The sequence below is a fragment of the Lentzea flava genome, from assembly GCF_014648475.1.
GTDB lineage: Bacteria > Actinomycetota > Actinomycetes > Mycobacteriales > Pseudonocardiaceae > Lentzea > Lentzea flava.
In genome coordinates this window covers 57591-76894 of the sequence record NZ_BMRE01000006.1, presented here as the reverse complement: position 1 = coordinate 76894, position 19304 = coordinate 57591, and the positions used below count along the sequence as shown (strand labels likewise).

At 67.8% G+C, this 19304-nt stretch carries 20 protein-coding genes and 3 tRNA genes; 10 read left to right on the top strand and 13 right to left on the bottom strand.

Features of this window, described 5'->3' with window-relative positions; all coding sequences use genetic code 11:
- The first annotated feature begins 11 nt into the window (after nucleotides 1–11).
- Nucleotides 12–650: a membrane protein YczE gene (gene yczE, locus IEZ09_RS10900; protein WP_189253517.1), complete on the top strand. Its 639-nt coding sequence runs from the start codon at nucleotides 12–14 to the stop codon at nucleotides 648–650.
- On the opposite strand, the gene IEZ09_RS10895 is transcribed toward yczE, so the two are convergent.
- Together IEZ09_RS10895 and IEZ09_RS10890 are read right to left on the bottom strand one after the other, a co-directional pair.
- A complete protein-coding gene (locus tag IEZ09_RS10895) occupies nucleotides 616–1143 on the bottom strand; it encodes a Clp protease N-terminal domain-containing protein (protein ID WP_229812443.1) in 528 nt (175 codons plus the stop codon). The two genes, yczE and IEZ09_RS10895, sit on opposite strands and share 35 nt — an antisense overlap.
- A complete protein-coding gene (locus IEZ09_RS10890; protein ID WP_030473166.1) occupies nucleotides 1140–1349 on the bottom strand; it encodes a helix-turn-helix domain-containing protein in 210 nt (69 codons plus the stop codon). The genes IEZ09_RS10895 and IEZ09_RS10890 overlap by 4 nt, the downstream gene beginning before the upstream one ends.
- Before the next feature lie 61 nt (nucleotides 1350–1410).
- On the opposite strand from IEZ09_RS10890, the gene IEZ09_RS10885 reads away from it, so the two are divergent.
- The gene (locus IEZ09_RS10885; RefSeq protein ID WP_229812442.1) at nucleotides 1411–2115 is read left to right on the top strand and encodes a protein phosphatase 2C domain-containing protein; all 705 of its coding nucleotides are present in this window, start codon (nucleotides 1411–1413) and stop codon (nucleotides 2113–2115) included.
- Between the two features lie 72 nt (nucleotides 2116–2187).
- Here IEZ09_RS10885 and IEZ09_RS10880 read toward each other — a convergent pair.
- The 5 genes from IEZ09_RS10880 to IEZ09_RS10860 form a co-directional block, all read right to left on the bottom strand.
- Nucleotides 2188–2261 (bottom strand) — tRNA-Phe (locus tag IEZ09_RS10880).
- 16 nt (nucleotides 2262–2277) lie between these two features.
- Nucleotides 2278–2351: transfer RNA gene (locus IEZ09_RS10875), tRNA-Asp, on the bottom strand.
- 42 nt (nucleotides 2352–2393) lie between these two features.
- Nucleotides 2394–2466 (bottom strand) — tRNA-Glu (locus IEZ09_RS10870).
- 130 nt (nucleotides 2467–2596) lie between these two features.
- Nucleotides 2597–3235 (bottom strand): ScbR family autoregulator-binding transcription factor, encoded by a 639-nt coding sequence (locus IEZ09_RS10865; RefSeq protein WP_189253515.1) that lies wholly within the window; start codon nucleotides 3233–3235, stop codon nucleotides 2597–2599.
- 126 nt (nucleotides 3236–3361) lie between these two features.
- Nucleotides 3362–3607, bottom strand: a complete 246-nt coding sequence (locus IEZ09_RS10860; protein ID WP_167977708.1) for a hypothetical protein — start codon at nucleotides 3605–3607, stop codon at nucleotides 3362–3364.
- Between the two features lie 154 nt (nucleotides 3608–3761).
- Here IEZ09_RS10860 and IEZ09_RS10855 point away from each other — a divergent pair, with 154 nt between their 5' ends.
- The 4 genes from IEZ09_RS10855 to IEZ09_RS10840 all read left to right on the top strand — a co-directional run bounded on the left by IEZ09_RS10855 (nucleotide 3762) and on the right by IEZ09_RS10840 (nucleotide 7011).
- Nucleotides 3762–4022 carry a hypothetical protein gene (locus IEZ09_RS10855; protein WP_189253514.1) on the top strand — a complete coding sequence of 87 codons (261 nt, stop codon included), beginning with the start codon at nucleotides 3762–3764 and terminating at the stop codon, nucleotides 4020–4022.
- Between the two features lie 55 nt (nucleotides 4023–4077).
- Entirely contained in the window at nucleotides 4078–4284 is a 207-nt protein-coding gene (locus IEZ09_RS10850; protein WP_189253513.1) for a heavy-metal-associated domain-containing protein, read from the top strand.
- Nucleotides 4284–6455, top strand: a complete 2172-nt coding sequence (locus tag IEZ09_RS10845) for a heavy metal translocating P-type ATPase (protein WP_189253512.1) — start codon at nucleotides 4284–4286, stop codon at nucleotides 6453–6455. Before IEZ09_RS10850 ends, IEZ09_RS10845 begins: the two co-directional genes overlap by 1 nt.
- A 256-nt stretch (nucleotides 6456–6711) precedes the next feature.
- Nucleotides 6712–7011, top strand: a complete 300-nt coding sequence (locus IEZ09_RS10840) for a hypothetical protein (RefSeq protein ID WP_189253511.1) — start codon at nucleotides 6712–6714, stop codon at nucleotides 7009–7011.
- Between the two features lie 84 nt (nucleotides 7012–7095).
- Here the strand turns inward: IEZ09_RS10840 and IEZ09_RS10835 are convergent, their stop codons facing one another.
- The gene (locus tag IEZ09_RS10835; RefSeq protein WP_030473173.1) at nucleotides 7096–7299 is read right to left on the bottom strand and encodes a cold-shock protein; all 204 of its coding nucleotides are present in this window, start codon (nucleotides 7297–7299) and stop codon (nucleotides 7096–7098) included.
- A gap of 359 nt (nucleotides 7300–7658) precedes the next feature.
- Between IEZ09_RS10835 and IEZ09_RS10830 the strand changes: the two genes are divergently transcribed.
- Nucleotides 7659–8771: a L,D-transpeptidase gene (locus IEZ09_RS10830; RefSeq protein ID WP_229812441.1), complete on the top strand. Its 1113-nt coding sequence runs from the start codon at nucleotides 7659–7661 to the stop codon at nucleotides 8769–8771.
- A gap of 18 nt (nucleotides 8772–8789) precedes the next feature.
- On the opposite strand, the gene IEZ09_RS10825 is transcribed toward IEZ09_RS10830, so the two are convergent.
- Together IEZ09_RS10825 and IEZ09_RS10820 are read right to left on the bottom strand one after the other, a co-directional pair.
- Entirely contained in the window at nucleotides 8790–9605 is an 816-nt protein-coding gene (locus IEZ09_RS10825; protein WP_189253682.1) for a glutamate ABC transporter substrate-binding protein, read from the bottom strand.
- A gap of 84 nt (nucleotides 9606–9689) precedes the next feature.
- Complete coding sequence (locus IEZ09_RS10820; protein WP_189253510.1) at nucleotides 9690–10511, bottom strand: oxygenase MpaB family protein; 822 nt, start codon at nucleotides 10509–10511, stop codon at nucleotides 9690–9692.
- 34 nt (nucleotides 10512–10545) lie between these two features.
- On the opposite strand from IEZ09_RS10820, the gene IEZ09_RS10815 reads away from it, so the two are divergent.
- The gene (locus IEZ09_RS10815; RefSeq protein ID WP_189253509.1) at nucleotides 10546–10956 is read left to right on the top strand and encodes a PPOX class F420-dependent oxidoreductase; all 411 of its coding nucleotides are present in this window, start codon (nucleotides 10546–10548) and stop codon (nucleotides 10954–10956) included.
- Between the two features lie 92 nt (nucleotides 10957–11048).
- On the top strand, nucleotides 11049–11525 hold the full coding sequence (locus IEZ09_RS10810; RefSeq protein WP_189253508.1) for a hypothetical protein: 477 nt from the start codon (nucleotides 11049–11051) through the stop codon (nucleotides 11523–11525).
- On the opposite strand, the gene IEZ09_RS10805 is transcribed toward IEZ09_RS10810, so the two are convergent.
- The 3 genes from IEZ09_RS10805 to IEZ09_RS10795 are packed head-to-tail and all read right to left on the bottom strand — an operon-like array spanning nucleotide 11522 to nucleotide 18379.
- Nucleotides 11522–15928: a DNA repair ATPase gene (locus IEZ09_RS10805; protein ID WP_189253507.1), complete on the bottom strand. Its 4407-nt coding sequence runs from the start codon at nucleotides 15926–15928 to the stop codon at nucleotides 11522–11524. The two genes, IEZ09_RS10810 and IEZ09_RS10805, sit on opposite strands and share 4 nt — an antisense overlap.
- Entirely contained in the window at nucleotides 15925–17850 is a 1926-nt protein-coding gene (locus tag IEZ09_RS10800; protein ID WP_229812440.1) for a flotillin family protein, read from the bottom strand. Before IEZ09_RS10800 ends, IEZ09_RS10805 begins: the two co-directional genes overlap by 4 nt.
- 1 nt (nucleotide 17851) lies before the next feature.
- Nucleotides 17852–18379, bottom strand: coding sequence for a hypothetical protein (locus IEZ09_RS10795; RefSeq protein WP_189253506.1), 528 nt, complete (start codon nucleotides 18377–18379; stop codon nucleotides 17852–17854).
- Between the two features lie 92 nt (nucleotides 18380–18471).
- Here IEZ09_RS10795 and IEZ09_RS10790 point away from each other — a divergent pair, with 92 nt between their 5' ends.
- Nucleotides 18472–19293 (top strand): LLM class F420-dependent oxidoreductase, encoded by an 822-nt coding sequence (locus IEZ09_RS10790; protein ID WP_189253505.1) that lies wholly within the window; start codon nucleotides 18472–18474, stop codon nucleotides 19291–19293.
- The last annotated feature ends 11 nt before the right edge of the window (nucleotides 19294–19304 follow it).

Sequence of the window (19304 nt, the reverse complement as noted above, 5' to 3'; positions counted from 1 at the left end):
AGTATGGCCACATGGCCACATTGACCGCACTCCACCAGGTCCCCGTGAGGATCGCGCCCATCCGTCGCCTCTCCCAGCTCTTCGCAGGTCTGTGGCTCTACGGCGCGAGCATGGGACTGCACATCCGCTCGACGCTCGGCCTCGATCCCTGGGACGTGCTCCACGAGGGCCTCGCCAGACGCACCGGCCTGAGCTTCGGCCTGATCACCGCGATCACCGGCGTGCTGGTGCTGCTCGCGTGGATCCCGTTGAAGCAGAAGCCCGGCGTCGGCACCGTCGCCAACGTGGTGGTGATCGCGATCAGCGTCGACGTGACGCTCTCGCTCGTCCCGGCGCCGCAGGAACTTCTGCCCAGGATCGTGCTGCTCGCACTGGGCATCGTGCTGAACGCCGTCGCGTTCGCCGCGTACGTCGGGTCCCGCCTCGGGCCTGGCCCGCGCGACGGCATGGTGACCGGATTCTGCCGCCGCACGGGCGTTTCCCTGCGCCTCACCCGCACCGTCGTCGAGCTCGTCGTGCTCGGCACCGGCTGGTTGCTCGGCGGCACCGTCGGCATCGGCACGATCCTCTACGCCGTCAGCATCGGCCCGCTCTCCCAGCTGTTCCTGCCGGGGCTCACCTGGCGCGAGCGCTCGCAACCCGCTTCCTGATCTCGGCGTAGGTGACACCGCGTTCGGTCAGCACCTCGGCCACGATTCCCTTGCCCTGCAACAGAGCCAGCACGATGTGCTCGTTGCCGAGGTAGTTGTGGCCGAGGTCGCGGGCCTCGCGCAGCGAGTTCTCCAGCGCCTTCTTGAACGCGGGTTCCAGCGGCATGCCGAACCACCGCCGGCGCGGTCCCGGCCGCAGCACACCGGACCCGAGCGACTGCTCCACCGAGTCGATCACCTGGTCGACGTCGATTCCCAAGCCCCGCAACGCTTCCGCGTCGGCCTTGGTCAGCCCGCCCTTGCGCCGGTAGTCGCGGAAGGACTTCTCCAGCTCCTCGCGCGGCAGGTCGAAGCCGTCGAGCACCGGCGCGTCGAGCAACGCCAGCAACAGGTGCTCCACGCCCACCTCGCCGGCGTGCTCCTCCTCCGCGCTCCGCACCGCGGCCTTCACGGCCTCGCGAGCCTCTTTGGTGAACCGTTCCGCGATCATCATCGACCCCCGTGCTTCTTGTGCACCGCCTGGCGGGAGACCCCGAGCTCCGCCGCGATGTCCTGCCACGACCAGCCCTGGGCCCGCGCGCTGCGGACCTGGGCCGCCTCCAGGTGTTCCAAAAGTCGCCTCAGTGCGCTGACGGCCCGCAACCCGACCTTCGGGTCGCGGTCTCCAGCCGCCGTGGCGAGATCCGTCGCTTCAGTCATGCTGTCAACGTACGTTGACAAACAGGACTCGTCAACCCAAGTTGACACGTACGGTGGGACCGTGAAGATCGAGACCGCTGAGCAGGGGGCTCCGGGCCGAGTCACGGAGGATCGGATCCGCGTGCTGCCGAACGCCGTCGTGGTGCTCGACGGCGTCACCTCGCGAACCAGGCCACCGGACCGCAACGGCGGCTGGTACGCCACACAGCTCGCCGACGAACTCGCCCGGCTGATCAACGACACGGATCCGCTCGCAGACCTGCTGGCCCAGGCGATCACCACCCTCGTCGCCCGCCACGACCTCGTGCCCGGCGACTCCCCGTCCTCGACCGCCGCGATCGTGCGGTGGACCGAGGACACGATCGACGCGCTTGTCCTGTGCGACACCCCGGTGGTCGCGTTTGGACGGACGACCCACGTGCTCGAAGACACGCGGCTCGAAGATCTCCGGCCGGACCCGGACATCCTCCGGTGGAAGAACAAGCCGGGCGGTTACTGGGTCGCCGAGGCCGAACCCGTTGCGGCACACCAGGCCCTGACCGCGAGCTGGCCGCGAGCGGAGATCGAGAAGGTGATCGTCGCCACAGACGGCGTCTCATGTGGAGTGTCCGAGTACGGACTCTTCACGTGGGAAGAGCTCGCCCGAATTCCGCTGGGCGAAGCGCTGGACCGAATCCGCGAAGCCGAACGCGGTGATTCGGAGCACAAGCGTTGGCCGCGCTTCAAAACGCACGACGATCAAGCGATCGTCAGGCTGTGCACCTGACTTGGCGACATGACTTGACCACATGACGAAAGAAGCCCCGCAGCACTCTGCGGGGCTTCTTTCGAAGAAGGATGGCCAGGGGCGGGGTCGAACCGCCGACCTACCGCTTTTCAGGCGGTCGCTCGTACCAACTGAGCTACCTGGCCATGAACAAAAGAGAAGCGACCCAGACGGGACTCGAACCCGCGACCTTCGCCGTGACAGGGCGACGCGCTAACCAACTGCGCCACTGGGCCTTGCTCTTGCAGATCTTACCTTACCGCACTTACTTTACTGCGTGCCCCCAACGGGATTCGAACCCGCGCTACCGCCTTGAAAGGGCGGGGTCCTAGGCCGCTAGACGATGGGGACTAGCTGGTCGCTGGAAGCATCGTAAGCATATGGCATGGGTCCACGCACCTCCAAAACGGGGGTCCCACTTATGCCCTGACCTGCCGAAACCGCCTCCGGGCCGAGAAGGTCCAGATCAATAAACGCCTGCTCACGCCCCTGAAGCCTCGTCAGCGGTGTTTTGTGATCCAGACAACTTCCACGAGGAAGACGCGACGCACGGCAGCACGTGTCCGAGAACTTCGCGGATGCGGGACGGGAAGTCGGCGCACGCCGTCGTCGCCGAGGAGATCAGCCGGGCACCGAGGGCGGCCCCGCACAGCGTCCGCGCCACCGCGTCCGGGTCGACGCCGGGACGCAGGTCGCCCCGCTCGCCCGCCTCCGCGACGTAGCCCGCGATCAGCTTCTCCCACATGATGTGCGTGGAGGGCACTCCCGGATAGCCGATCTCGCGTTCGGCGGCGAGCCGGACGCCCGCGCGCAGCACGACATCGGCGGCCATCCGGTCCGCGGATTCGGCGAACATGCCGTGCAGTGCGCTCAACGGGTCGATCCCGCGGGCCTGCCACGTCTCACGCACCTGAGCCCACACCTCGCTCTGGTGCTCGATCAACGCACCGGCGACCGCTTCCTTGGAAGCGAAGTGGAAGTAGAAGGCGCCCTTGGTCAGACCGGCACGGGCGAGCACGGCGGTGAGCGACGTGCGTTCGTAGCCGAGCCGGTCGAACTCCTCCGCCGCGGCGTGGAGTATCGCCTCTCGTGTCGCATACGCCCGATCCTGGCGGGGCATGAGGTCAAGGTTAGCCGTTGCCGCTAAAGAGACCCGTGGGTATGTTTCGAGATGCGGCCCTGTCCTGCAGACGCGCTCCGGGGGGTGCGCGTCTGAAGTCAGGGCCGCATCCGCATTCGCATCACGTCACCGCTGCACTGGAGGAGTACCGCCGTCCTCGCCCGGTGACAGGCCCAGCATGTCGAGCAGCATCCTGCAGTCCTCGGTGCCCAGGGCGCTCCGTGCGACGGCGAGCCTGGCCCGGTGGACCTGTTCGTCGGAGATCCGCGAGGGTTCCCCGCTGCGCTGGGCCGGCACGTTCGGCCCGCCCTGTCGTGACATGCCGTCGTCCTGTGTGAACAGGAACTTCCGTACTTCCAGCGACCCGCTCATGAGTGCCCTCCCCGACTTGAGGTTGGCGCGAGGCTAAGCGACCTGGGACAACGGCCGCAGCCCCCCGCAGAGTGATTCCACCGCCACCCAGCGTTACTTTCCGTACAGGTGCGGTGCTTGTCTCGTGGGGATCTCGCCAAGGGAAGATGGACCGATGACTGATCCCACGCCGGAGCCTTCCCCCGATGCAGAGGGCCAAAACGCGGAGCAGATACCGCCCCCGGTCGACCCGCAGGAGATCCTGAAGGCCATCAGCGGCATCAACCTGGAGACCATCGACGCCGACATCGAGTCGGCGTTCGGCGCCAGGATGGCCGAGCTCGACAAGATGCTCGCGGGCCTCGACGACCTGGTCAACAAGATCGAGAAGGACATCCAGAACCTGGACCAGCCGAAACCTGACGGTCCTCAGTAGACGGTTTACCCCAGGGGGGTATGATCGGCGTCCCGCTTGAGAGAAAGGGACCCCGATGTCCGTCACCGCCACCTACACCGTCACCGGCATGACCTGCGGCCACTGCGTCAGCTCCGTCAAGGAGGAACTCGGCGAGGTCGACGGCGTCACGGGCGTCGACGTCGTCCTGGAGACCGGCGCGGTGACCGTCACCAGCGACCGCGAGCTCGACCGGGCCGAGGTCGTCGCCGCCGTCACCGAGGCCGGGTACCAGGTCGCCTGATGACCACCACCGAGCCCCGCCACGTCGAGCTCAGCATCAGCGGCATGACGTGCGCCTCCTGTGCGAGGCGCATCGAACGCAAGCTGAACAAGCTCGACGGCGTCTCCGCCACGGTGAACTACGCGACCGAGAAGGCCAGCGTCCAGTTCCCGGACAACCTGCGCGTGGACGACCTGGTGTCGACCGTGCGCGCTGCGGGCTACGACGCGGAGGAGCCCACACCCGAGGTCACCGACGACTCCGGTGACCTGGGCCTGAGGTTCGTCCTGGCCGCGGCGCTCGGCGTGCCGGTGATCGCGTTCTCGATGGTCCCGGCGTGGCAGTTCCCCACCTGGCAGTGGGTGTCGCTGGCGCTCGCCAGCGTGGTCGTGTGGGTCTGTGGCTGGCCGTTCCACCGTGCGGCCGCCATCAACGCACGGCACGGCGCCAGCACGATGGACACCCTCGTGTCGATGGGCGTCACGGTCTCGTACCTGTGGTCGCTCTACGCGCTGGTGTTCGGTGACGCCGGAACGATCGGCATGCGGCACGAGTTCAGCCTCCTGCCGCGGCCGGCGGGCTCCGGTGACATCTACCTGGAGGTCGCGGTCGGCGTGACCGTGTTCCTGCTGCTCGGACGCTGGCTCGAGGCCCGGTCCAAGCGCAGCGCGGGTGCCGCCCTGCGGTCGTTGCTCGCGCTGGGCGCCAAGGACGTGTCGGTGCTGCGGGACGGTGCCGAGTCGCGGGTCCCGGTGGCCCAGCTCCGGGTCGGCGACCAGTTCCTGGTCCGTCCGGGTGAGCGCATCGCCACGGACGGCCTAGTGGTCGAGGGCAACTCGGCCGTGGACCGCTCGATGGTCACGGGTGAATCCGTTCCGGTCGAGGTCGGTCCGGGCAACGCGGTCGTCGGCGGCACGGTCAACGCTGGCGGCCGCCTGATCGTCACGGCGACGTCCGTCGGCGCGGACACCCAGCTCGCCCGGATGGCACGGCTCGTCGAGCAGGCCCAGGCGGGCAAGGCCGAGGTGCAACGGCTGGCTGACCGGGTGTCGTCCGTCTTCGTCCCGGTCGTCGTCGCGATCGCAGTGGTGGCCTTCGGCGCGTGGCTGCTCGCCGGCCGCCCGCTCGAGTTCGCGGTGACGACCGCCGTGGCCGTGCTCGTGATCGCGTGTCCGTGCGCGCTGGGTCTCGCGACGCCGACCGCGTTGCTCGTGGGCACCGGGCGCGGCGCTCAGCTCGGGATCCTGGTGAAGGGCCCCGAGGTGCTGGAGTCGACACGGCGCGTGGACACCGTGGTGCTGGACAAGACCGGCACCGTCACCACCGGCCGGCTGACCCTGACCGACGTGATCCCCGCGGACGGCGTGTCGCGCGACGAGGTGCTGCGGTTCGCGGCGGCCGTCGAGAACGCGTCCGAACACCCGATCGCGGCGGCGATCGTCCGTGAAGTTCCGGAACTTCTTCCGGTGACGGACTTCGTTTCCACCGACGGCGTGGGCGTTAGCGGTGTGGTCGATGGTCGACGCGTTGTTGTCGGACGGTTGCGGAACGTTTCACCGCCGATGGAATTGACCGAGGCCGCGGTTGCACAAGGCACCGTCGTGGCAGTTTCCTTTGATGACAAGGTTGTCGGTCTCATCATCGTTTCGGATGTCGTGAAACCCACGTCGACACAAGCGATTCGCTCGTTGCGGGAACTGGGCCTGCACCCGGTGCTGCTGACCGGCGACAACGCCGAGGTCGCCGCCGCCGTGGCGGCGGAGGTCGGCATCGACGAGGTCATCGCCGGCGTCCTGCCGGCCGGCAAAGTCGAAGCGGTCCGGAATCTCCAGGCACAGGGCCGAGTTGTGGCCATGGTCGGCGACGGCGTGAACGACGCCCCGGCCCTCGCGGCCGCGGATCTGGGGCTGGCCATGGGAACCGGCACCGACGTCGCGATCGAGGCGAGCGACCTGACGCTCGTGCGCGGCGACCTGCGCGTGGCGGTGGATGCGATTCGGTTGTCCCGCAAGACATTGGGCACGATCAAGGGGAATCTGTTCTGGGCGTTCGCCTACAACGTCGCTGGACTTCCACTCGCGGCGCTGGGGCTGCTGAACCCCATGATCGCGGGGGCCGCGATGGCCTTCAGCAGCGTGTTCGTTGTTACCAACAGCTTGCGACTACGGGGTTTCCGTCCATCGGCAACTTAAGAATCTTGCGCGAAGACACTCCCCAATCGCCTTGTGCCCGTGCAACAATCCGAAGTAGCTGACACACCCCCGGTCAGCGCCTGTGGAGATCCCCTCCGGCCCCCGCGTTCCTCCCCCTGGCGCGGGGGCCTCTCCATGTCCGCACCGCTTCGCACGGCCCTCCGTGCAGATCCACTCTCAGTGGACCCATTTACACCTTGGGGTGACTCAGGTCACAGGGGTTTGGCTTCCGTGACCGAGCCGTTATCGTGTTCCGGTGCCTATCGGATCCCTCGGACGCTCCAAGTCCGGCCGTCACCGCCCTGCGGACGAACCGCAGGAGACGTTGCCCGACGAGGAGCTGACCTCTTACCTGGCAGCGCTGGCCCCGGACTCGGACAACGAGACCACCGCATCGGGCTTCGGCAACGCGCAGGTGTACCAGCTGCGGCTGCAGCTCATGGCCAACGAGCAGCTCAAGGAGCTCGCCGCGGAGCGCCAGACCTCTCCGCAGGCGCTCGCCACGGAGTGGGTCATGCAGCGACTGGAGTGGGAAGCGCGTCAGCGCGGCCAGTAATCCGGTCATACGAACAAACGCGGAAGGACCCTCGGCCGAGCCCGGCCGAGGGTCCTTCTCACGTGCGACTAGATTTGCGGCGAATCAGATCGCACGGACGTTCTGAGCCTGCGGGCCCTTGGTGCCCTGGCCGACCTCGAACTCCACGCGCTGGTTCTCCTCCAGGGTGCGGAAGCCCTGACCCTGGATCTCCGAGTAGTGGACGAAGACGTCTGCGCCGCCGTTGTCCTGGGCGATGAAGCCGAAGCCCTTCTCGGAGTTGAACCACTTGACAGTGCCCTGTGCCATGTACCTGCCTCCATCGCAGGAAAGCTTGGGGCTGCACCGTGCAGCCCCGGCCGTCCCGGGGGCGGTCAGTCCGCTCAGCTCGAGCGCACAGCACGCCCGCGTGTCGTTCCGCGAGCGTGTGAAGCACGAACACAGAAACCACGGCCTGCGCGGGTCAGCCTAACGTGTGATGCGTCATAGCACTACAGGTCAGTACTGGCCAGTTGCGTGCCTCAATAGGAGGAAACCGCTGGTCCGGGTGGGTGATCGCGCTCTCCCATGCAACTTGCCCGCACCCCTGCGCGTCTCCTGTGCGTTGTCCGAGGGGATCTTGGGGAGAGCACGTGTTCAGGCCGTTGATGTTGGCTGCACTACTGGGGTTGACCGCTTGCAGTGCCGCGCCGGACGCACCGTCGGCGCCGGCCACGCAGGTCGTCGAGAACAAGGCGAAGGCGGCGCTGACCGTGACGCCCGCGTCGGGCGAGGGGATCAGCCCGGCGGGCCCGTTCCAGGTCGGCGTGACGGGAGGCACGCTGACCGCCGTCGCGCTCACCGGCGCCGACGGGCGGGTGGTCAAGGGGGACCTGAAGGCCGACAAGTGGATCGCCACCGAGGACCTGGGTTACGACAAGGTCTACACGTGGTCGGGGTCCGCGAAGGGCGAGGACGGCGCGGAGGTGCCCGTCAGCGGGTCGTTCCGCACGCTCAAGCCGCAGCGGCTCACCAGCGCGTCGATGAACGTCGGTGACCACGAGACGTACGGCGTGGCGATGCCGATCAAGGTGACCTTCAGCTCGCCGGTGCAGGACAAGGCGTCGGTGCAGAAGAGCATGACCGTCACGACGTCGACGCCGACCGAGGGCGCGTGGGCCTGGCTGTCCGACACCGAGGCGCACTGGCGCCCGCGCGAGTACTGGAAGCCGAACACCGAGGTGTCCGTGGACGCCAACGTGTACGGAGTGTCGTTCGGGGGCGGCGCGTACGGGGCGGAGGACGTGCACGTCCAGTTCAAGATCGCGGACAGGGCCCTGGTGGTGAAGGCGGACACGAAGTCGCACCGGTTCGTCATCTACCGCGACGGCGTGCAGCTGCACGACTTCCCGGCCTCGTACGGGATGGAGAGCGTCCGGGACCGCGTCACCCGTTCCGGCACGCACGTGGTGATGCAGAAGGAAGCCAAGCGCACCATGACCAACCGGAAGTTCGGCTACGAGAACGTCCCGGTCACCTGGGCCGTGCTGATCTCCGACAACGGCGAGTTCGTGCACGAGTACGCGAACTCGGTTCCGCAGCAGGGCAGGGAGAACGTCTCGCACGGGTGCGCGAACCTCTCGCCGGCCAACGCGAAGACGTTCTTCGACCTGACGATGATCGGTGACCCGGTCGAGGTGCTGAACTCCTCGGTGCACCTCAGCGAGGAGCCGCAGTTCAGCTACTACGACTGGGCGCTCGACTGGGCGACCTGGACGTCGAAGTCCGCGGTGAAGAACTAGTGGTGTGGCGCCACACCACTAGGACTTCTCGGTGATCTGGGGTGGCTGCGGGATCTCGTAACCCGACGGACCGACGTTGCGTTCGAGGGCCCGCTTCCACTCACCGCTCGAAATCATCTTCTCGATGGCCTCGTTGACGGCGTCCCGCGACTTGGTGTCGCCCTTCGGCACGCCGATGCCGTAGCGCTCCTTGGAGAACGGCTTGCCGACGAGCTTGAGCAGCTCGGGGTTCTCCGCGGCGAACCCGGCGAGGATCACCTCGTCGGTGGTGACGGCGTCGACGTTGCCTGCCATCAGCGCGACCACGCAGTCGGAGTACTGGCCGTACTCGACGAGCTGCACGCCCTGGGCGTAGTCGCTCTTCACCTTCTGCGCGGAGGTGGAGCCCTTGACCGAGCACAGCTTGCGGCCGTTCAGCGTCTCCGGACCCTGGATGGACTGCTCGGTGAAACGCACCAGCAGGCCCTGGCCAGTCTCGAAGTACGGGCAGGCGAAGGCCACCTTCTCCTTGCGCGCGTCGGTGATCGAGTAGGAGGCGACGATCAGGTCGGCCTCGCCGTTCTCGAGCATCGCCTCACGGGCGGCGCCGCGGGCCTCCTTGAAGGTGATGCCGCTTTCCTTCACGCCCAGCTCGTTCGCGACGTACCTGGCGACGTCGACGTCGAAGCCGACGTAGCGCCCGTCGAGGCGCCGCTGGCTCAGGCCGGGCTGGTCGTAGCGGATGCCGATCGTCAGCTTGCCGGTGTCCGCACGTCCGATGACTGTGCTGGTGTCACCGCTCCCACAGGCGGTGGCGAGCACCGCTACGGCAGTCAGGAGCGCAGCACGACGGATCACAACAGGCCTTCCGAAGGGTTGTTCGAGATTCGTGCGCAATGCTACGGACCTGCGGCGATGATCAACTGTGATGTGTGACAACTACGGCAGTCGAGCCTTACTCGGTGTCACACTCCGGCCTTCGCGGGCGATGGCCCTGCGGATGTGGCCTGGTGGGACCATCCGGCGCAGCCCGGGCGGGATGAGCAGAGCCGTTCGGCGCAGCATCCGCAGCCGAAGGGTCGCGTTCCGATACGGAGTGTGACCGTGCAGATCTATTGCCCACTCGGGCAGCACCGAGTACGCCAGGTGCCCCACCAGCACCTTGTAGATCGGCATGCCGTGGCGCAGAACACCCCGCGTGGCCGGCCCGTGCAGGAAGTTGTAGATCAACTCGGAGTCCGGCGTCCTGGCGAGCGACGGGCGGACCGACTCGAAGTACTCGTCCATTTCGCGGCGCGAGCCCGGCACCTCGTCGGCGTGCAGGCCCACGAGGGTGGCCGCGAACCGTTGCTCTGCGTAGTACCGGTCCTTCTGCCGGTCCGTTAACCCGTAACCGGCGCGGTCGAGAACCGTCTCGAAGCTGTAGACCTCGGAGCAATGCACCCAGAGCAGCAACTCGGGCTCGTCGACGCGGAACGTCCTGCCGTCCACGACCCCGCGCAGCTCGCGGTGGGTGGCGCGGACCCGTGCCGCGGCGGCCTGGATCGCCTCGTCGGTGCCGTACACGCCCAGTCCCACGAAGTCCGCCGTGCGCCGCAGCCGTCCGAACGGGTCGGTCTTGAAGTTGGAGTTCTGCACGACGCCCGCGACCGCCTTCGGGTGCAGCGACTGCAGGTAGAGGCTGGAGATCCCGGCGACCCACATCATCGGGTCCGCGTACATCTGCCAGCTCACGGAGTTCGGATTGTTGGGCACGAGCATGCGGACATCGTCCCGTCTCGCGAAGATGATGGCCATGGACCTGGATCAGGCACGGGAAGTGCTCCGCAGTCAGCACCGCGCGGTGTTCTGCGCGTTGAAGTCGGACGGAACGCCGGCGATGTCGCCGGTGCTCGTCGCGTTGGACGACAACGGGGACGCGCTCGTCTCCACTCGAGCGACCGCCTACAAGACCAAGCAGGTCCAGCGCGACCCGAACGTCTGGCTGTGCGTGCTGCCGGACAGCTTCTTCGGGCGGTGGATCCAGATCAACGGAACCGCGACGATCGTGCGGTTGCCCGAGGCGATGGACCTGTTGGTCGAGTACTACCGGACGATCTCCGGTGAGCACGAGGACTGGAACGAGTACCGGGCCGCGATGGAACGCGAGCAGCGGGTCGTCCTGCGGATCTCCCTGACCGGCGCGGGACCGGACAGGACGGGGTGATTCTCGCGTCGAACCGGTAACACCGTTAGCGGGAGCAACGATTCCACGGGGACGGCGGCTACCGGGCAGGCGGAACCTGGGGAGCGAAAGCGATGACTGGTGTCAGACGCCGCGGCTACTTGGCGGCCGCGGTGGCGGTGATGGGCGCTGCCCTGGTGGCGGCGTTGTTCGCGGCCCCTCCGGACAAACCGGTGGACATCCGCCTCGTGGCCCCGCCACCTCCCGCGCCGGAGACCGTCACCGCCACCGCGACCACGAACGTCTCGGCCGTCGGTCCCGTGGAAACCACCACCCCCGCGCCGCCGCCTCCTCCCGTGGCCGCCAAGCCGCTGCCCCGGCAGAAGCCGGCGCCGACCACGCCGGCGCCCACCACGACGACGCGGCCGCGTGACCTGCTCGACTTCCTGCGCTGCGACTACAAGTCCTTCGACGACGACGACATCGGGCGCTGCCTGCCGTGGCCCCTCACGCCGAAAGAGCTGTGCCAGTACGTGGAGGACCACGACCTGATCGACGTGCGCGACCACAACGGCCGTGAGCTCGACGATCTCGACCTCGACTGCGATTAGGCCTTGAGCTCGGCCAGCCTGCGCAGGTTCGCCTCCGCACGGGTGCCGAACAGCTGGGCCTCGCCGAGGTAGTGGTCGTCGATCAACGCCTCGACCTCGTCGTCGTTCATCGCGGGGACGATCCTCGCCGCCATCCGGTTCATGTTGCGGTAGCTGCCCTGCAACAGGAACTCCCCGCCGCTCGCCGCCGACGCGATGTACTCCCGGTTGACCTTGAGCACGACCTCCTGGACCCGCTGCAGCTTCCTGACCACGGACAGCATCCGTTCCAGCTCGACGGTCTCGTACTCGTGGCGGACGCTCTCACCGTTCGCGAGGCGCACCAACGGTTCCACGTCCACACCGCCCAGGGTCGGGTTGGAGCCTGACGCGTTCTCCAGGTAGCTCAACGCGAACAGGGCGTCGCGGCCGGACAGCACGTCGCCGAGGTTCCACACGTCCGCGCGGTTCGCGAGCATGTCGGGGACGCGGAAAGCGCGGCCGGTCTCGGTGTACGGGTTGCCCGCCATCGACACCGCGAAGCGCTTGCCCCGCAGGTCGAACGTGCGTGCCTCGCCGTCCCACACGCCGTCAACGCGTCGTTGTGCGTCGCACAGCGAGATGAACTTCTGCAGCAGCTCAGGCGATGTGTGCTGGATGTCGTCGAGGTGCAGCAGAACGTTGCTGCCGAGGGCGAACGCGAAGTTGATGCGCTCGACCTCCTGCCGTGCTGTCGCATTCGGTGCCTCCTGCGGGTCGAGCGAGGTGACGCCGCTGCCCAGCGCCGGGCCGTTGACCTTGACGAACACCATGCCCAGGCGGTTCGCGACGTACTCCATCAACGTCGTCTTGCCGTAGCCGGGCGGGGAGATCAGCATCAGCAGGCCCGTGCCGTCGTTCAGCTGCTTGGCGAGGTTGTCGCCGATCAGCGGCAGGTAGACCTCGTTCAGCAACCTGTTGCGCACGAACGTGTTGAGCACCGCGGGACGGTAGTCGTCGAGCCGGAGCCTGCGGCGTTCCCGCGCGATCAGCTCGTCGCGTTGCCGCTGGTAGGCGCGGAACGCGGGCACCTGCTCGGTCTGGAAGGTCCTGAGCCTGGTCAGGGTCTCGTCCAGGCGGAGTTCCATCGACTGGTTCTGGATCCGCGGGTGCGTGCCGAGCAGGCCGGTGACGGTCTCGGTCAGCGCGGCGCTGGAGTCGTAGCGCGGCAGGTCGGTGAGGAGGACGGCGACGACCTCTGGGAACTCCGGGCAGTCCTCGTCGCCGAGGAACGCCCGCAGCCACGCCTCGATCAGGTCGCGGTCGCGCAGGTCCTCGGTGACCACCGCCCTGAACCTGTCGATCACGGTCCTGGCGGCCTTGCTCGTGACGAATCCCCTCGGCTCGCAGGCGAGCTCCTCGAACAGGTACTCGGCGGCCAGGTCGTCGAGGCCGAACTGCTTCGTCAGCTCGGGGATTCCGTGCGTGCCACCGAAGATCGTGCGGGCACGGGCCAGCGACTCGGCCTTCCGCGCCCAGACCGCACGCTGGTCCTCCGGCTGTTCGGACCAGAAGATCTGGGCTGCGGCACGGGCGGCCGGCGGGTACCTCAGCAGTCCCGCACCGGCGTGCAGTCGTTGCAGGACAGCGAGGATCTTCGCGGCGTCGTGGTCGTGGACGCCCTTCTCGTAGCCCTCGTCGTAGCGTTCGGCCGCAGCGTCGGCGACGTCGGTGCGGCCCTCTCCGAGCAGGCATCCGGCGAGGTGTTCCGAGCGGTAGACGTCCTGCGTCTCCGAGACCAGCAGCTGGTCCCAGAACCCGCGGGTGTGCTGGAAACCCGTGACCTCGCTGCGGTAGTCGGTGCCGGTGACGGCGTAGAACAACCGGCCGTCGCGCGGCACCAGGGTGAGGTTCATCGGCTCGGTCGTCACCGGGAAGCGGTGACGACCGAGCACGATCGACGCGCCGTCGTACAGATCGGCCCGGTCCCGCAGTGCCCGGCCTCCCTCTTGCCGGGCATCGCGCAGACTCGCGTCGAGCTCGTCCGCCCGCACGTCGCCGAGGCTGCGCAGCTCCTCGGCCACCGTGCGGACCTTGGCGACCATCGGGTCGCCCGCGAAGTACGTGTTGATCTCGTCGGTCGACGTGAGCTTCCCGACGCGACGGCGGATCGTACCGAGCACGCGTTCGGCCGACTGCACGAGCCTGTCGGCCTTGCGCGCCCGTTCGTCGAGCAGCGTCTGTTTGCGGGCGGAGAAGGCCTCGTAGACGTCCGTCCGCTTGGCACCGATCTGGGCGAGGAAGTCGTCGAACTCGCCGAACCGCGACTCCAGGTTCTCCAGTTGCAGGAGGAGGCGGCCGAGCTGGTCGTCGCAGCGCTGCGGGCTGTCCGCGACCGACAGCGCGCCGGTGATGGCCTGGCCGAGCAGCGCGAACTCCGCGGCGTACTCGGCCCTGCCCTCGGCGTTCGCGAGCTGGGAGCGGCGACCGTCCACAGTGGCGCGTGCGCGGTTCACCGCGGCCAGGACCTCGCTGATGCTGGCCAGGATCGCGGTGCGGGTGGTCGTGTCGGCGGCGTCGAGCGTGCTGACGACCTCGGTCAGCACCTCCAGGCCTGCCTGTTGCTGCGCCAGGCGTTCGCGCAGCGGCTCGGCCTCGGCGGCGGTCTTCAGCTCCGCGGCCGCGATCTGCTCGATCTCCTCGTGGTACTGGGCGAACGCGCCCTCGCCGCTGAGGAACGCGACGGCGCGGCGTGCCGACGCGCCCAGTTCCTCGACCAGTTCGGCCTCGCGGCGGTCGATCTCGGCGAGGTCGACGTACTTCAGGTCCTTGAGCGTGATCAGGCGACCCTGGGCCGACCGCAGATCGGCCAGCAGGCGAACCCACTCGTCCGCGCTGCGCGGTGCGGCGGACCTGGCGAGCCTGATCAGCGAGGAGAGCTTCTCGGACGCCGTGTGGAGTTGCTCTGCGGCGTGCTCGGTGAGCTTGCGGACGGCCTCGAACTCGTCCAGCACCTGCTCGGCCGTGGCCCGGACGGCGAGCACGTCGTCCTTGAGCCCCAGCTCGGCGAGCCAGTGGACGCTGTCGATCACCCTGGTGCACAACGCGATCAGGCCCTCGAACACCGGTGCGCTCGGGGTCATCTCGGCGGCCATGCGGGTGACGCTCAGGCAGTCCGAGATGCCGCGGACCAGTTCGGCGTTGCCGATGCGGGCGAGCGGACCTGCCTGCTCCGGCAGCACCTCGTCCTGGACGAACGGCGTGCGCCACACCTGCATCGGGTGCACGCGTACCGGCTCGGAACTCGTCTCGCGGAAGATCACCAGCGTGCCGTCGGCGAAGAGCGAGTAGCCGTGGCAGGTGATCGGGGTCGCGACCTCCTTGCGGATCACGTTGTACGGCAACAACAAGCTGCGACCCTCGCGGCGGGCGTGGTAGACGAAGAGCACGTCCTCGCCGTTCGCCGACCGGATGACCCGCTCGAACTCCAGGTCTTCCGTGTCCACGTCGAACGTCTTGTCCGCGCCGGTCACCAGGTAGTAGCCGCCGGGGAAGATGATCCCCTGGTCCTCCGGCAGCCGCTGGCAGGCCTGGCCGATGCCGTCGAGCCTGGCCACGGCCTTGGTGCGGGTGTTGAAGACCAGGTGCCGCCAGACCGTCTCGTTGTACGGGCGGATGCGCAGCAGGATCAGCGGGCCGACGCGGGCGTAGTGCACGTCGGCGTCCGCGAGGCTCTGCAACGGTTCGTCGACGGGCTCGTCGTAAACGCCCTCGCCGGTCTCGGTGTTGTTCTCGATCTTGACGGTCAGCGTGCCGCCGACCGTTTCGACGAAGACCTCGTTCTCGATCGCGATGTGCGGGTGCCTGCCGAGCACGTGCTGCTCACGGGTGGTCTCGACCCACGTGAAGTCGTGCGCGGGCGGGAACACGTGGTCGCGGTCGCCCCGGTTGTCGAGGTAGGTGACGGTGCCGTCGACCGCGACGTCCCAGCGCAGCACGCGGATGTCCTCGATCCGCGCGCCGGTCTGGAACACCGCGAGCAGCCGCGACTCGACGATCCGCAGCTGGAGCAGCCGGGTGTCGCGGTAGTAGCGGTAGAGCTCGGCGAAGTCCTTGAGGAACCTCGGGTCTTCGAGGAAGTCGGCGTGCACCGCGCCGAAGTCCTTGCCGTGGACCGCGAAGACGTCGGCGACCGTGGTCTCCTGCTTGAGACCGAGGAACACGTTGTAGCCGAACAACATCTGCTCGCCGAGCGGGACGATGTCACGCGGCACGCAGTTGTTCTCGGTGCGGATCCGTTCCGTGGCAACGAGTTCGAGCGCGGTGCTGCCGAACGTCTCGACGCGCTGGGCGTTCAGCGCCTCGGTGCTGCGGGCGAGTTCGGCGGCCTGGTCGGCCAGCCTCGCCCGCAGCACCTCGTACGTGCCGGCGTCCAACTGAGTCATGCGGGCTGGCCGTTGTTCTTGGCCATCTGGGTCAGGGCCAGGGCGGCGGCCAGGTTCTGCGCGTCACCCGTGGTGAACGAGCTGAGGATCTTGGTCAGGTCCTCGGGGAAGCTCGCCGTCCCGTCCATCCACTTGGCACCCAGCGCCTGCACGACGTCGGAGCCGCCGACGAACCCGTCGACCTGCTTGCCCGCGGTGATCGCACTGGCGATCTTGTCGAAGAACATCGTGTCGCCACCGACGATGTCGATGTTGGCCTTCTCCAGTCCGGACGCCAGCACCATCGCCTGGGCCTCCGCGACCTGGCGCTGCACGTCGATGCCCTTCAGCCTGATCTCCTTCTCGGCCTCCAGACGCAGGCGGTACTCCTCGTGCTCGCGGGTCGCGGAGTCGAGCGCGGCCATCGCCTCCGCCTTGTGCGACAGGCCTTCCGCCTCGCCCTTGAGGCGTTCCCTGATGCCCTCGGCATCGGCCAGCGCCTTCTCGCGGTCGACCACTGCCTCGGCACGACCGATCTTCTCGATGGCCTCGGCGTCGCGTTCCTTGACCTGCACGTTCGCGAGGCCGGCCGCGGCGGTCTCGGCCTGGATGCCCTCGGCGAGCCGCATCTTGGCGCGGGCGTCGAGGTCGGCGGCCTGCTGGCGGGACTCGGCGAGCACGACGGCCTCGCGGGCCTTGTGCTGCGCGGCCTGTTCCGCGGCCTCGGCGGCCTTGATGTCCTTGACCAGCGACTCCTGCGCCTCGGCCTCGGCACGGATCACGATCTGCTGGCGCTCGCGCTCGGCCTCCTCCACCGCACGCAGGCGCTTGATGTTCTCCTCCTGCTCGGCCACGGTCTTCTCGACCGCGACCCGCTCGCGCACCAGGTCGGCGATGGCGCGGCGCTCGTGCTCGAGCTCCTTGTCCTTCTCGATCATGCGCAGCGCGGTCTCGCGTTCGCGGGCGATGACCTCCAGCATGCGGTCCTTCTCGATGCGCTCGGTCTCGACGGCGATCACGCGCTCGCGGTTCTTCTCCGCCACGGCGATCTCGCGGGCCTTGTTCTCGGCCTGGATGCCGAGCTGTTCCTCGGTGCGCAGGAACGCGGTGTTGGCCTTGAGTCGTTCCTCGGCCTGGACCTTCTGGGTCTCCGCCTCCTGCTGCGCGCGGGCGGTTTCGATCTCGCGCTTCTGCTTGATCTCCGCGTCCGCCTGGCGCCGTTCGAGCTCGAGGATCGCCTCACGCGCGCTGACGTTCTGGCGCGTGATCTCCTTCTCCTCGTTGCGGGTGAACTCGTTGGTCTTGACGTGCTCGATCGCGGTCAGCTCGGTGATCTTGCGGATGCCCTGCGCGTCCAGGATGTTCGCCGGGTCGAGCTGCTTGAGCGGCGTCTGCTCCAGGTAGTCGATGGCAGCGTCCTCGAGGCTGTAGCCGTTGAGGTCGGTGCCGATGACCTGGACGATCCGGTCGCGGAACTCGTCGCGGTGGGTGTAGAGGTCGACGAAGTCGAGCTGCTTGCCGACGGTCTTGAGCGCCTCGGAGAACTTGGCGTTGAAGAGCTCCTGCAGCGTGCTCTCGTGGCTCGCGCGCTCGGTGCCGATCGCCTGCGCCACCTTGATGACGTCCTCGACCGTCTTGTTCACCCGCACGAAGAACGTGATGCGGATGTCGGCGCGGATGTTGTCCTTGCAGATCAGGCCTTCGTTGCCGGCCCTGCGGATCTCGATGGTCTTCACCGAGATGTCCATCGTCTCGCATCTGTGCAGCACGGGTAGGACGACTGTGCCGGTGAAGGTCACGTCGACCTTGCGCATCTTCGAGACGATCAGCGCCTTGCCCTGCTCACACTTCTTGAACAGCCTGCTCAACGTGATCATCGCCAGGATCAGCACGACGACGACCACGGCGATCAGCACGAGCAAACCCGTCGAAATAGCACCCATGTCAGCCCCCTGTGGTGATGTCCACGACCCAGAAGAACTCGCCTTCCGCGTCGTAGTCGAAGATCAGCGCGGTTTGACCCGCCTGCAGTTCGGTGCTCTTCGCGGCTCGCACCTGCACAACAGCCGTACCGCCGTCGTCGGCCGTGACCTCGGCCTGTCCGTAGTTCTCGGTGACCCGCGCCGTCCGCACGATCGCCGTGCGGCCCACGAAGTCGTTGCGGGAGGCGGGTTTCTCCGGTTTGGTCCAGTTCCTCACCGGGATGCTGAGGATCTTCGTCGCGAACGCGCCCACCAGCAGTGCGCCGGCCAGGACGGCGTACCGGAGCTTGCCCTCCGGCGTCAGCACCGTGCCGACCAGCGCCGCGAACCACGTGATCACGACGAACATCGAGATGGAGATCGGCAGCACCGGGGCGTCGAAGTCCAGGCCCACCAGCGCGACCGTGAGCCAGTACGCCAGCACCACGAGCACCAGGAAGCTGAACAGCACGGTCGGAAAAGCCAGCGCGGCAGCCACGAACTCGGTCATCATCGCCCCCTTTCTTGCCGACTAGATGTCTTGGGGAGCGGATTTGTTGAGTCCGGGGGAATGACCGCCGTCACTCGGTCGTTGAAGTGATCATGGACATGGGGGTGCAGGGACTGAACATGGGCGACACGGTCGCCCCCGCGGAGACCCTTCGGCTCGCCGAGCTGGTGGAGCAGCTCGGTTACCGGTCGTGGTGGGCGTCGGAGCACGTCGTGCTGCCGAGCCCGCGGGTCGACCCGTCGCCGTCGGAGCCGGACACGCCGATCCTCGATCCGCTGGTGAGCCTCGGTTTCGTGGCAGCGGCCACGACCAGGCTGGAGCTGGGCACCGGCATCGTGATCCTGCCGCAGCGCAACCCGGTGGTGCTCGCGAAGCAGGTGGCGTCGCTGGACGTCCTGAGCAACGGCCGGTTCACGCTCGGAGTCGGCGCGGGCTACCTGCACCAGGAGTTCGCCGCGGTCGGCGCCCCGTTCGCGGGTCGCGGCCAACGCACCGACGAGTACATCGACGCCATGCGGACGCTCTGGGAGGCGCCCGCGCCGGCCTTCGAGGGCAAGCACGTGTCGTTCAGCGGCATCGACGCCCATCCGCGACCGTCCAACGCCCGGATCGCCGTCGGCGGTGCGTCCGACGGTGCGCTGCGCCGCGCGTTGACCCGCGGCAACGCGTGGATCGGCATCGGAACGCCCGAGGAGACCGCGACCAACCTGAAGCGGATCCGCAGGCTCTCCGCGATGACCGAACGACCGGAGTCGCTCGGCGCACTGGAGATCAACATCGTGGCGACGGCCGAGCTGGACGCCTCGGTGGTGCGCCAGTACGAGGACCTCGGCGTCGACCAGCTGATCGTGTTCCCCTCGGCGATCGACATGCCGCTGGACGAGGCACTGGCGAAGCTGATCGCGCTGCGGTAGGTAGCCTGGAC